12 protein-coding genes are annotated in these 12,240 nt (G+C 68.2%); 4 read left to right on the top strand and 8 right to left on the bottom strand.

Annotation, left to right across the window (positions count from 1 at the left end):
• The coding region (locus AC1DBQ_RS17190) for a circularly permuted type 2 ATP-grasp protein (protein WP_476929667.1) at nucleotides 1–1,052 on the bottom strand (1,052 nt) is incomplete at its 3' end.
• A 122-nt stretch (nucleotides 1,053–1,174) separates the two neighbouring features.
• Between AC1DBQ_RS17190 and AC1DBQ_RS17185 the strand changes: the two genes are divergently transcribed.
• Nucleotides 1,175–2,185, top strand: coding sequence for a YeiH family protein (locus AC1DBQ_RS17185; protein WP_476929666.1), 1,011 nt, complete (start codon nucleotides 1,175–1,177; stop codon nucleotides 2,183–2,185).
• Between the two features lie 34 nt (nucleotides 2,186–2,219).
• Nucleotides 2,220–4,841: an aminopeptidase N gene (gene pepN, locus AC1DBQ_RS17180; protein ID WP_476929665.1), complete on the top strand. Its 2,622-nt coding sequence runs from the start codon at nucleotides 2,220–2,222 to the stop codon at nucleotides 4,839–4,841.
• A 32-nt stretch (nucleotides 4,842–4,873) separates the two neighbouring features.
• Here the strand turns inward: pepN and AC1DBQ_RS17175 are convergent, their stop codons facing one another.
• The 5 genes from AC1DBQ_RS17175 to AC1DBQ_RS17155 form a co-directional block, all read right to left on the bottom strand.
• Nucleotides 4,874–5,974 carry a lipoyl protein ligase domain-containing protein gene (locus AC1DBQ_RS17175; RefSeq protein WP_476929664.1) on the bottom strand — a complete coding sequence of 367 codons (1,101 nt, stop codon included), beginning with the start codon at nucleotides 5,972–5,974 and terminating at the stop codon, nucleotides 4,874–4,876.
• Between the two features lie 158 nt (nucleotides 5,975–6,132).
• Nucleotides 6,133–6,390 (bottom strand): type B 50S ribosomal protein L31, encoded by a 258-nt coding sequence (locus AC1DBQ_RS17170; RefSeq protein ID WP_476929663.1) that lies wholly within the window; start codon nucleotides 6,388–6,390, stop codon nucleotides 6,133–6,135.
• 134 nt (nucleotides 6,391–6,524) lie between these two features.
• A complete protein-coding gene (locus tag AC1DBQ_RS17165; protein ID WP_476929662.1) occupies nucleotides 6,525–7,334 on the bottom strand; it encodes a TrmH family RNA methyltransferase in 810 nt (269 codons plus the stop codon).
• 29 nt (nucleotides 7,335–7,363) lie between these two features.
• Nucleotides 7,364–8,149 carry a sulfite exporter TauE/SafE family protein gene (locus AC1DBQ_RS17160; protein WP_476929661.1) on the bottom strand — a complete coding sequence of 262 codons (786 nt, stop codon included), beginning with the start codon at nucleotides 8,147–8,149 and terminating at the stop codon, nucleotides 7,364–7,366.
• A gap of 18 nt (nucleotides 8,150–8,167) precedes the next feature.
• Nucleotides 8,168–8,953 carry an ABC transporter ATP-binding protein gene (locus AC1DBQ_RS17155; RefSeq protein WP_476929660.1) on the bottom strand — a complete coding sequence of 262 codons (786 nt, stop codon included), beginning with the start codon at nucleotides 8,951–8,953 and terminating at the stop codon, nucleotides 8,168–8,170.
• 132 nt (nucleotides 8,954–9,085) lie between these two features.
• Here AC1DBQ_RS17155 and serB point away from each other — a divergent pair, with 132 nt between their 5' ends.
• Nucleotides 9,086–10,012 carry a phosphoserine phosphatase SerB gene (serB, locus tag AC1DBQ_RS17150; protein ID WP_476929659.1) on the top strand — a complete coding sequence of 309 codons (927 nt, stop codon included), beginning with the start codon at nucleotides 9,086–9,088 and terminating at the stop codon, nucleotides 10,010–10,012.
• Nucleotides 10,013–10,112: 100 nt separating this feature from the next.
• Here serB and AC1DBQ_RS17145 read toward each other — a convergent pair whose 3' ends face one another.
• A complete protein-coding gene (locus tag AC1DBQ_RS17145) occupies nucleotides 10,113–10,889 on the bottom strand; it encodes an SDR family oxidoreductase (RefSeq protein WP_476929658.1) in 777 nt (258 codons plus the stop codon).
• A 388-nt stretch (nucleotides 10,890–11,277) separates the two neighbouring features.
• Here AC1DBQ_RS17145 and AC1DBQ_RS17140 point away from each other — a divergent pair, with 388 nt between their 5' ends.
• Nucleotides 11,278–11,652 carry a DUF5655 domain-containing protein gene (locus tag AC1DBQ_RS17140; protein WP_476929657.1) on the top strand — a complete coding sequence of 125 codons (375 nt, stop codon included), beginning with the start codon at nucleotides 11,278–11,280 and terminating at the stop codon, nucleotides 11,650–11,652.
• A 123-nt stretch (nucleotides 11,653–11,775) separates the two neighbouring features.
• On the opposite strand, the gene AC1DBQ_RS17135 is transcribed toward AC1DBQ_RS17140, so the two are convergent.
• Complete coding sequence (locus AC1DBQ_RS17135; RefSeq protein ID WP_476929656.1) at nucleotides 11,776–12,195, bottom strand: Hsp20/alpha crystallin family protein; 420 nt, start codon at nucleotides 12,193–12,195, stop codon at nucleotides 11,776–11,778.
• Between the last annotated feature and the right edge of the window lie 45 nt (nucleotides 12,196–12,240).

The raw sequence follows: 12,240 nt of genomic DNA, 5'->3' as shown, positions 1-12,240 counted from the left end.
GTGTCCACATTGGCGATCACGGGCTCTTCGCTGAGGTAGTACCGGATCAGGTCCGGCACGTAGCTGTACACGAGCTTGTCATCGGCGACGCCGTTGCCCACCGCGTTGGCGATGGTCACGCCACCGGCGCGGGCAGCGTTGACGAGGCCCGGGCAGCCGAGCATGGAATCGGCCCGGAACTGCAGCGGATCCAGGAACTCGTCGTCGATGCGTTTGTAGATGACATCCACGCGCTGCTCACCGGCGGTGGTGCGCATGTAGACGCGGTTGCCGCGGCAGATGAGGTCGCGGCCCTCKACGAGCTCGACGCCCATGAGGCCGGCAAGGAGCGTGTGCTCGAAGTAGGCGCTGTTGAACACGCCGGGGGTCAGGACCACCACGGTGGGATCGTCGACGCCGGCGGGCGCCGTTTTGCGCAGCGCGGACAGGAGCCGGCGCGGGTATTCCTCGACCGGGCGGATGAGCTGCTGGCCGAAGGCCTCGGGCAGGCCCTTGGCCATGGCGCGGCGGTTCTCGAGGACGTAGCTGACCCCTGAGGGCACCCGCACGTTGTCCTCCAGGACGCGGAAGGTGCCCGCGGCGTCCCGGACGACGTCGATGCCGGAAATGTGGACGCGRACGCCGCCGGCGGGTTCGAAGCCGTGCACCTGGCGGTKGAAGTGGGCGCTCGTGGTGACGAGCTGGCGCGGGATGACGCCGTCGGACACCACGGTCATCTTGTCGTAGACGTCGTTGAGGAAGGCTTCCAGGGCCCGGACCCGCTGCGCCACACCGCGCTCCAGGACGCTCCACTCATCGGCGGGGATCACTCGGGGGACGATGTCCAGGGGGAAGGGGCGCTCCTCGCCGGCGAAGTCGAAGGTGACGCCGCGGTCCAGGAAGGTCCGTGCCATGGAATCGGCGCGGKCGCTCACATCGGCCAATGAAAGTTCACGCAGGGCCCCGGCCACCTGCCCGTAGGACTTCCGGGCCTGCTGGCCGGGGGTAAACATCTCGTCGTAGGCGCCGGTGCGGCCGGCAGCCTCGGAGTAATCCTGGAATAGGTCAGACATGGTGACTAGCCAACCACTTTTTCGTTACGAAATCATTTCGGCGGCCCCCCGCCCGGCGCACGGGCGCCTGCCCGGGCGGCCGCAGTTACTGCTTTTCCGGCCGGGTACGGCAATGTAGGGTCGTGTCTCCCACCAGTTCCGCATCCGCGGCCGCGCCAGGCCTGCTGGGCGCCGCCGCGGCCGTTGCCGCCGCCGTCGCTGTCCATCTGCTGCTCCCCGCGCTGCCGGCGATGACCCTCGCCGTCCTCCTTGGGCTCCTGGCCGMCAACCTGCCGGGTGTGGCGGGCTGGACCGCGGGGCCGGCGCGTCCCGGGCTGGACTTCGCCGGCAAGCACCTCATGCGCGCCGGAATCGTGGTCCTGGGCCTGAAGGTCAGCCTCGGCGATGTGCTGGGCCTGGGCTGGGCCGCGCTGCTGCTGATTGCGGCCGTGGTGGCGGCGGCTTTCGCGGGCACCTACGTGATCAGCAGGCTCTTCCGGCTTCCTCCGCGCGTATCGCTGCTGGTGGCTACGGGGTTMGCCATCTGCGGGGCGTCCGCGATCGGGGCGATGGCCGCTGTGCGCCGGATCCGGCAGGAGGACACCGTGCTGCCCGTGGCGMTCGTGACGCTGTGCGGKACGCTGGCGATCGGGGTGCTGCCGCTGCTCGCGCGGCCGCTGGGCCTCGGGCCGGAGATCTTCGGGGCGTGGACCGGTGCCTCGGTGCACGACGTCGGGCAGGTGGTGGCCACCGCCCAGACCGCGGGCACCGCCGCCCTGGCGGTCGCCGTCGTCGTCAAACTCACGCGGGTGATCCTGCTGGCGCCGGTGGTCGCTGCCGCGGGGTTCCACCACCGGCTGGGTTCAGGATCCGACGGCGCCAAGCGCCCGCCGGTGATCCCGCTGTTTGTGCTCGGATTCGTGGCCCTGGCGGCCCTGCGCACCAGCGGCTGGCTCTCCCCCGCTGTCCTGGACGCCGCCGCCGTGCTCCAGGACGTGCTGCTGGGCATGGCGCTGTTCGGACTGGGCTCCGCGGTGCGGGTGGGCCAGCTCCTCCACACCGGCGCCCGCGCGCTGCTGGCCGCGCTGGCGTCCTGGCTGCTGATCGCCCTGCTCGGGCTGGGCGCCGCGTTCCTGATGTTCCCGCCGGCGTGATCCGGCACACAGGCTCCCGTGATTAGATAGCGGGGTGTCGAATCAGAATCTGAGCCGCGACGAAACCGCGGCCCGCTCCGCCCTCATCACCACGCACAGCTACGACGTCTCCCTGGACGTCCGGCAGGCAGCGGACCCGGGTGTCGCCGGMTACACGAGCCGCAGCGTCATCACGTTCTCGGCCAGCGAGCCCGGAGCGTCAACCTTCGTGGACTTCATCGCGGGCAGCGTGCACAGCGTCTTCCTCAACGGCAAGGGCCTGGCCGTGGCCGACGTCGTGGACGGCTCCCGCATCCGGCTCGACAACCTGCAGGCCGAGAACCAGGTCACCATCACCGGGACGGCCCTGTACAGCACCTCCGGCGAGGGCATGCACCGCTTCGTGGATCCCGCCGACGGGCAGTGCTACCTCTACACGCAGTACGAACCCGCCGACGCGCGCCGGGTGTTCGCGAACTTCGAGCAGCCCGACCTGAAGGCCGAGTTCACGTTCCATGTCATGGCCCCGTCGGACTGGCAGGTGTCCTCGAACGGTGCTGAGGTCCTGCGCACCCAGCTAACGTCCGACCCCGCCACGAGCCGCTGGGACTTCGCTCCCACCAAGCCGATGTCCACGTACATCACCACCGTCCTGGCCGGTCCGTACTTCAGGGCCGGGGACACCTGGAGCGGCACGCTGGCCGACGGTACGGTCCTGGAGGTGCCGCTGGCGCTCTACTGCCGCGCGTCCATGGCCGCGTCGTTCGACGCCGGGKCGCTCTTCGGACTCACCAAGAACGGGCTGAGCTTCTTCAACGAGCTCTTCGATTTCCCCTACCCGTGGGGCAAATACGAGCAGGCGTTCGTGCCCKAATACAACCTCGGCGCCATGGAGAACCCAGGACTCGTGACCTTCACGGAAAGCTACGTCTTCACCTCCCGGGCCGCCGACTCCCAGTACCAGGCCCGCGCCAATACCCTCCTGCACGAGATGGCCCACATGTGGTTCGGCGACCTMGTCACCATGAAGTGGTGGGACGATCTGTGGCTCAAGGAATCCTTCGCGGACTACATGGGCACCCTGGGCGTGGACCGGACCACGGACTGGGACACGGCCTGGGTGAACTTCGCCAACAACCGCAAGGCCTGGGCCTACGTGCAGGACCAGCTCCCCACGACGCACCCGATCGTCGCCGACATCCCGGACCTCGAGGCCGCGAAGCAGAACTTCGACGGCATCACGTACGCCAAAGGCGCGTCCGTCCTCAAGCAGCTCGTGGCCTACGTCGGGTTCGAGGCGTTCATTGCCGGGTCCAGGCAATACTTCAAGGACCACGCCTACGGCAACACCACCCTGGCCGAGCTGCTGACCGCGCTGAGCTCGGCATCCGGCCGCGACCTCGCGCAGTGGGCCCGGCAGTGGCTGCAGACCTCCGGCATCTCGACCCTCTCCAGTGAGATCACGATTACCAGCGGGACGGCGAACGCGGACGAGCTCGACTCCGTCGCCGTACTGCAGGACGCCGTCGATCCGGCCAGCGGGCGGCAGGAACCGCGGCCGCACCGGCTGCGGATCGGCCTCTACGACTTMGACGACGCCGGCGCCCTGGTCCGCTCGGACAGCGTCKAKACCGACGTCAGCGGCGACYGGAMGGAGGTCCCAGCGCTGGCGGGTAAACCGCGGCCCGCCCTGCTGCTGGTCAACGACGACGACCTCAGCTACGCGAAGGTCCGGCTGGACCCACACTCCGAGACCACGGTGCGCAGCTCCCTGGACAAGCTCAGCGACCCCATGGCACGCGCGCTGTGCTGGACGGCGCTGTGGGACTCGGCCCGTGACGCGGTCACACCGGCCGCCCTCTACGTCGACGCCGTCCAGCGCTTCGGACCCGCCGAAACCGGAATCGGAGTCCTCCTGAACGTCCTGGGGAACGCCTCGACGGCGGTGGAACGCTTTGTGCCCCGGGCCGTGCGGGACACTGTGCGCCGCGGTTTCCTCGACACCGCTGCCGAACAGCTGCAGGCGGCAACGCCCGGGTCCGACCAACAACTGGCCTGGGCCCGGACCCTCGCCGCCACCAGCCGGTACGACGCCGCCMGGCTCGATCTCCTCAGGGGCATCCTGGACGGCAGCACGGTGATCGACGGCCTCGCGGTGGATGCCGAGCTGCGCTGGAACCTCTGGCACGCCCTCGCCGCCCACGGCCAGGCCTCCCAGGAGCAACTCGACGAAGAACTTACCCGTGACAATACGGCGGCGGGCAAATCCGGACACGCCACGGCCCTCGCAGCCCGCCCGGACGCGTCCGTCAAAGCGGCAGCCTGGGACGCCGCCGTCCACGGCACGGGCCTGTCCAACCAGCTCCTCAGCGCCACCATCGCCGGATTCAACACCGGGGCGGCCGCACTGCTCGCCCGGTTCATTGACCCGTACTTCGAATGCCTCGAGCAGGTCTGGGCGGACCGGAGCATCGAGATCGCCAGCCGGATTGTCCGCGGCTTCTACCCTGCGGGGCAGGATCTCGACGGCCACGGCGGAACGCCCGAGAACCACCCGGTGATCGTCCGCACCGACCGCTGGCTGGCGGCCCACCCCKGGGCGCCGCGCGCCCTKCGCCGGATCATCATCGAACAGCGCAGCCACCTGCATCGTTCTCTTAAGGCGCAGGTCTCTTAAGGCGCAGGCCCTGGACGCCTAGCCCAGCCCCGTTACGGGACCCGGTGGAGCCATTCCGCGGTGCCGAACTTGGTCTCGACGCGGCGGTCGGCTGCCTCGAGCTCGGCGTCGGTGAGTTCGGACGGCGTCGCGCCATAGCGTTCAGCGAAGACGTCCATCATGGCCGCGACGATCTCGGTGCGTGCCATGCCGGTCTGGCGGCGCAACGGATCCACCCGCTTCTTCGCGCTCCTGGTGCCCTTGTCCGACAGTTTCTCCTGCCCGATGCGCAGGACCTCGACCATCTTGTCGGCGTCGATGTCGTAGCTCATGGTGACGTGGTGCAGCATCCCCCCGTTGGCGAGCCGCTTCTGGGCCGCCCCGCCGATCTTGCCATGCTCGGTGGCGATGTCATTGAGCGGCACGTAGAAGGCGCTGATGCCGACCTTCTCCAGCGCGGCCATGACCCAGGCGTCCAKGAAACTGTACGAGTCCGCGAAGCTGATGCCGTCCACGAGGGTCTGCGGGAGGTAGAGCGAGTAGGTGATGCAGTTGCCGGCCTCCATGAACATCGCTCCGCCACCGCTGATCCGGCGCACCACGCTGATGCCGTGCCGGGCCACACCGGCGGGGTGGAGCTCATTGCGGACGGACTGGAAGCTGCCGATCACCACGGAGGGCTCCTCCCAGTCCCAGAACCGCAGGGTCGGATTGCGCCGCCCGGCCCCGACCTCCTCGGTCAGGACCTCATCCAGGGCAACGTTGACGTGGGTGGGCAGGACGGACGGGGCGATGATGTTCCAGTGGTGGTCCGCCCAGCCCGTGGCCTTCGCCAGGGCGCGGCGGACGGCGACCGCGACGGCGTCGGCGGAAAAGCCGAACAGCACGGCGTCTTCGGGCAGGGCCGCCGTCACGGCGGCCGCGATGTCGGCGGCGCCGGTGTCCAGGGGCAGCCCGGTGAGGGCGCGGTTGATCTCCGGCAGCGCCTCGTCCGGCTCCAGGAAAAAGTCTCCGCTGAGCGAGACGTTCGTMAGCACGCCGTCCACGACGTCGAAATCGGCGACCACAAGCTTGCCGCCCGGGACCTTGTATTCGCCGTGGTGACGGCCGCCGTCGTCGTTCACGGAACCGGWAGCATAGGGAAAGGTCGTCATGGCATTAATCCTGCCACGGCAATCCTGCCGGCGGCGCGACGGAAGCGACGGCGGCCCGGGCGCCGCTCGCGGCTGGACGCACGGCGGAACGCGAGGGCAACGCAAAAAGCCCGCACCGTTGCCGGTGCGGGCTTCCTACAAGACCTTGGGGAAGAAAGCTACTTCTTGCCGCCGAAGCCCTTGAAGCGAGCGTTGAAGCGCTCGACGCGGCCTGCGGAGTCCATGATGCGCTGCTTGCCCGTGTAGAACGGGTGGGACTCGGAGGAGATTTCGACGTCGATGACCGGGTAGGTGTTGCCGTCTTCCCACTCGATGGTCTTGGAAGAAGACACGGTGGACTTGGTCAGGAACTTGACKCCGGAAGCCAGGTCGTTGAAAACAACAGCTTCGTACTTCGGGTKGGTATCAGACTTCATAATTGGACCTTTGTTCGCACAACTGGATTTTGCCAGCTGCCAGGTATGAATGGGATGGCCGACGGAAAGCACCGGACGGCCAGCTATCAATCATAGCGGAAAGCGGACGGAGTGACGAACGCCGTTTGCGCACGTCAGCCCTTCGGGCGGAGCTCCCAGAAGGCGACCGCCGACGCCGCCGCGACGTTGAGCGAATCGACGCCCGGGCGCATCGGGATCTTCACGGCGAGGTCGACGGCGGCCAGGGTGCCTTCGCTCATGCCCGCCCCCTCCGTGCCCAGCACCAGCGCCAGCCGTTCGGGGCGCCGGGCCGCGAGCTCGTCCAGGTCTACGGCGTCATCCGTGAGCTCCATGGCGGCCACGGTGAAACCCTGCTMCCGGAGCGCGGCCAGTCCTCCCGGCCAGTCTTCCAGCCGCGCCCACGGCACCTGGAACACCGTGCCCATGCTGACCCGCACGCTGCGCCGGTACAGTGGATCCCCGCAGCGCGGTGACACCAGGACGGCGTCCACGCCCAGGGCAGCGGCGGAGCGGAAGATCGCCCCCACGTTGGTGTGGTCCACGATGTCTTCCAGCACGGCCACCCGGCGGGCTCCCGCGAGCAGTTCCGCCAGGGGCACCGGGGCGGGCCGGTGCATGGCGGCCATGGCGCCGCGGTGCAGGTGGAACCCGGTGATTTCCTCCAGCAGCGCGGMCGGGCCGACATAGGCCGGGACGTCCGGGTACTGCGCAAAAACATCCGCCAGGTCCCCGGCCCATTTCTCGGCCAGGAAGAAGGACCGCGGCCGGTGCCCCGCCGCCAGTGCCCGGCGCAGGACGCGTGAAGACTCCGCGATGTACAGGCCCTCGGCGGGTTCCCGGACCTTGCGCAGGTGCACGTCCGTGAGTTGGGTGTAGTCCGAAACCCGCGGGTCGTCGGCGGAGTCAAGATAGTAAAAAGTCACGGGCAGGTCATTTCAGCAGGTTCGTGCGGCTATTTGAAAAGGTTGGCGATCATGAATCCCAGCGCCACCAGGCCCAGGACGAAGATGACCCCGCGCAGGACCACCGGAGAAAGCCGGCGCCCCACCTTGGATCCAATCACCCCGCCGATCAGGGAGCTCACGGCGATCAGGCCGACCACGCCCCAGCTGATCCGGTCGAAGGCGAACAACAGGTACGAGCAGGCGGCGATGACGTTCACGCCCAGGACGAGGATGTTCTTCATCGCGTTGGCGTTCTGGATGGTCCCGGTCATAAACACGCCCAGGATGCCGACCAGCAGGATGCCCTGGGCTGCGACGAAGTAGCCGCCATAGACGCCGGCCAGGTACACCAGCACCACGAGCAGCACACCGTGGCGGCGGTCCCGGATCGCGTGCTCGGGGTTTTCTTCCCGGTTCTTCACCCACCGCTGGAGCCGCGGCTGGAAGGCCACCATCAGCAGGGCCAGCACAATCAGGACGGGAGCGGCGTAGTAGAAGACCTTCTCGGGCAGGTGCAGCAGCAGGTAGGCGCCGGTCACGGCGCCCAGCAGAGAGGCCGGCAGGAGCCGGAGCAACTGCTTGCCCCGGCCTGTCAGCTCCCTCMGGTAGCCCCAGGCGCCGGCGGCATTGCCGGCCACGAGTCCCATGGCGTTGCTGATGGACGCGGTGACGGGAGGGTAACCCAGGGCGATCAGCACCGGGAAGGTGACCAGCGTGCCGGAACCGACGACGCTGTTGATGGTGCCCGCCCACAGCCCGGCKAAGAAAATGAAGACGCTATTGAGGAGCTCCACGCGCGGTCAGCGGCCCCGTCAGCGGGTGGCGGTGGCGGTGTACCGGCCGGCGGTGACGGTGACGTCCAGCGGCAGGCCGAACGTCGCGCTCAGGTTTTCGGCCGTGAGGACCTCGGCCAGCGGGCCGGAGGCCACCACACCGCCGTCGCGCAGGAGCATGGCGTGGGTGAAGCCCGGCGGCACTTCCTCGAGGTGGTGCGTGACCAGGACAATCGCCGGGGCCGACTCATCGCGGGCGAGTTCGCTCAGGCGCTGGACGAGGTCCTCGCGGCCGCCGAGGTCCAGCCCGGCGGCGGGCTCGTCGAGGAGCAGGAGTTCAGGGTCGGTCATGAGGGCTCGGGCGATCTGGACGCGCTTGCGCTCCCCCTCGGAGAGGGAGGCGAAGGGACGGTTGAGCAGKGGGCCCATGCCCCACTCGTTCAGCAGCCCGAAGGCGCGCCGTTCGTCGTCCTTCTCGTAGCCTTCGCGCCAGCGGCCCGTCACGCCGTACGCGGCCGTGACCACGACGTTGAGGACCTTTTCCTGCTCCGGGATCTGGCTGGCCAGCGCTGCGGAGGACAGTCCGATCCGGGGCCGGAGCTCAAAGACGTCGACGGCGCCCAGCACTTCCTCCAGGATGCCCGCCGTGCCGGACGTGGGGTGGATCCGCGCCCCTGCCAGCTGGAGAAGAGTGGTCTTGCCGGCGCCGTTGGGTCCCAGGATCACCCAGCGTTCGCMCTCCTTGACCTGCCAGTCGACCTTGTCCAGGAGGGTCTTAGCCCCACGTACAACGCTGACGCCGGCCATTTCAAGAACTTCACTCATAGGAGTAGACACTAGGACAAAAAAGCGGACGACTGATAACCGGCGCCGCGGGCTGCCGTGGGGCGTCACGCGGCGGGGGCCGATGCGCAACGAATTCGGGCCGTCCGGCGCCCGCTCGCTAGGATTGAAGCCATGAGTTCGAACGTGACCGCAGTCAGCTACGGCCTGAAACTGTCCCTTCCCGACATCCAGCGTCTGCGGTCGCTGCTCACGGCCGCAGGGCTGAGCGTCGACGCCGAAACCCGCACCGGCGACGGCCGCTTCGAGGTGTATGCGGCGGACTGCGCACTGGACTGCCTCGATGCAGAGCCCGGAAACGCCGAAGCCTCCGTTGGGGMGTCGCTGCTGGAGGGTCCGCGCCGCACGTTGGCGGCCTCAGGCATCGACGGCGTGGACACGGCCCTGGTTCCCACGGAACTGCGCAACGCGCCTCGCAAGTTCTTGATCATGGACGTGGACTCCACGCTCATCCAGCAGGAAGTGATCGAGCTCCTGGCCGCCTATGCCGGCAAGCGCGAAGAAGTGACCGCGGTGACCGAGGCGGCCATGCGCGGCGAGCTGGACTTCGCCCAAAGCCTGCACGCCCGGGTGGCGGTGCTCGCCGGGCTGCCCGCCGAAGTCGTCGAAAAGGTCCGTGCCGAGGTCAAGCTGACCGAGGGCGCCGCCGAGCTCGTGGCGGCGTTCCAGGCCGCCGGCCACGCCGTGGCCGTGGTGTCGGGCGGGTTTAACCAGATCCTCCGGCCGATCGCCGAGGACCTGGGCCTGCACTACTGGATTGCCAACGAACTCGAGATCGTCGACGGCGCGCTGAGCGGCAAGGTGATCGGCGACGTCGTCGACCGCGCCGCCAAGGAGAAGTACCTGCGCGAGTGGGCGGCGGCCGAAGGCATCCCGATGGAGCACACGATTGCCGTGGGCGACGGCGCCAACGACCTGGACATGCTCGGCGCCGCAGGAATCGGCATCGCGTTCAATGCGAAGCCGGCCGTCCGTGCCGCCGCAGATGCCGCCGTGAACCTTCCCTACCTCGACGCCGTGCGGTACATCGCGGGGGTCTGACGCTCTTCCGTTGCGTTAACTGCGGGATGGCACGTCACGGCAATGTTTTGGGGGAAACATTGCCGTGACGTGCCATCCCGGTCGGCGCTGGCGTGAGGTCCTAGTGGGAACCGTTGCCGGCCGACTTGGCTGCGGTCTTATCGAAATAATCGGCGCCGCCGACGTATTCGGTGTGACCGGTCTCGACGTCCGCCGTGGCCATCTTGGCGACCTCGGCGCCGAACTCCTTGACCGAGTACAGCTTGCCGGCCTCGGCACGGCGGGCCTCGATGGCGCCGGGGTTGGAGCGGTCAAGCAGGGTGGCCGTGACGGTGCCCTCGATCATGTCGCCGGAAACGACCACGAGTGAGATGCCCTTGTCCGCCAGGTCCGGGACGAGTTCGCGCAGGGCGTTCTCACCCGCGCGCTTGCTGCGCGCAACAGGCTCGTACTCGGGCATCGTGGGCACGGTGTCGATGAAGTGGGCCTGGTGGCTGGTCACGAAGACCACGCGGGAGCCTTCCGGCATGAGGGGCGCCGCAGCGTTGAGCATGTTCACCTGCGCGTCACGKTTCAGCTTCAGGGCGTAGTCCTCTTCCATGCCGGTCTCCATGCCGCCGGAGGCATTGAGGACCAGGAGGTCGAGCGAGCCGAAGTTCTCCATGGCGGCGCTGGCCAKGGCCTGGACGCCTTCCTGGGTGGTGAGGTCAGCCCCGACCGCCACCGCGCGGCCGCCGGCGGCCTCGATCTCGGCGACAACCTTGTTGGCGCGCGGCGCCTTCTGACGGTAGTTCACAACCACGGCCGCCCCCTCGGCGGCGAGGAACTTGGCGACTTCGGCGCCGATTCCGCGCGACGAACCGGTCACGATCGCAGTCTTGTTATCCAGCAGTCCCATACAAGCTCCTTTGTTCCAAACGTCCAAACACTGTGGGTCTGCAATCCATCATGCCAGCGGATAGCGCCTTTTCAGTTGTTCAGCCTCCACAAAGAAGCCCCGGCGGCGTAGTTTCCGGGGGCATGGCGAGCCCCCGGTTTCTTCCCTGCACGTTCTCTGTTTCTCCCCTGCGCTGGACATGCTCTCCGTGCGGGCTCTGGATTGGACATGTGGCCCAGATGTCCGGTGCCGGGGGTCAGGACTGGACATGTCCACCGGTTGGGGACGCGGGCGGCGAACAGGACTGGGCGTGCCCCGGGTAGGGACGGGACGGGCGGCCCCGGACTGCGTTGGCGTGAGCTTCGGCCGGCCCTGTTGTGGAGAGCCGGCCTGGCGTAGGCTCGCGGCCATGKAACGCCCGGCCGCCGAGTCGACACCGGAAGAGGTCTTTGGCGGCTCGCCGCGGGGCCTGGCGCTGTTCAGGGCTGTGGAGGAATTGCTGGCCCATCCGGACCCGCCGGAGATCCGGGCGACCAGGAGCCAGGTGGCCTTCCGGGAGAACCGCGGGTTCGCCTACGTGTGGTGGCCCGGCCGCTATGTCCGCTCGGACGTTCCGGCAGTGCTGTCGATCGCCACGGGCAGCCGCATCGACTCAACAAGGTTCACGTCAGTGGTCAACCCGTCACCCGGCGTCTGGATGCACCACCTGGAGCTTCGCTCGGAAGATGACCTCGACGCCGAGGTYGCGGGCTGGCTCCAGCAAACCCGGGACGAGKCCCGCTGATGCCGCAKCGGCACCTGCCGCCAGCCTCATCGCACCGGCCCGTACAGAGCCGGCCAGTACAGAGCCGGCACGCACAGAGTCAGCGACTGCAGGATCAGCGAGTGCGTCTCGACCCGCGCCGTATCAGCTGCGGTCGATCCGGATCTTCTTTGTGGTTTCGACGGGCGCCACCTCGGGCGCCGGCGCGCGGACTTCGAGGACGCCGTCCTTGTAGGTGGCCGTGACGTCTTCTTCCTTCGCCCCTGCAGGCAACGCAACGCTTCGTGTGGCCGAGCCGTAACGGAATTCCGAGCGGTAACCGGTCTTGCTCTTCTGCTCGGACTTTTCCTCCCGCTGCACCGAGATGTTCAGCATGCCCTCGCTGACCGACACGTCGACGTCCGAGTCGGGGTMGATGCCGGGCACTTCGGCCCGAACCACCAGGGTGTTGCCCTCCTGGAACTGTTCGATCTTGATGCTGGGCGCCAGCGTCAGGTCGCCGTCGAGGAAGCGGCGGACCGGTTCCAGCATGTCCGAAGGCGTCCATTTGCTCAGATCACTCATGATTTTCCTCCTGCGTCCACGCCCCTGCCGCGGCAGGTCAGGGGC

The sequence above is a fragment of the Arthrobacter sp. 10T413_2 genome (assembly GCF_056394205.1).
This window is presented reverse-complemented; position numbering and strand designations above follow the sequence as displayed.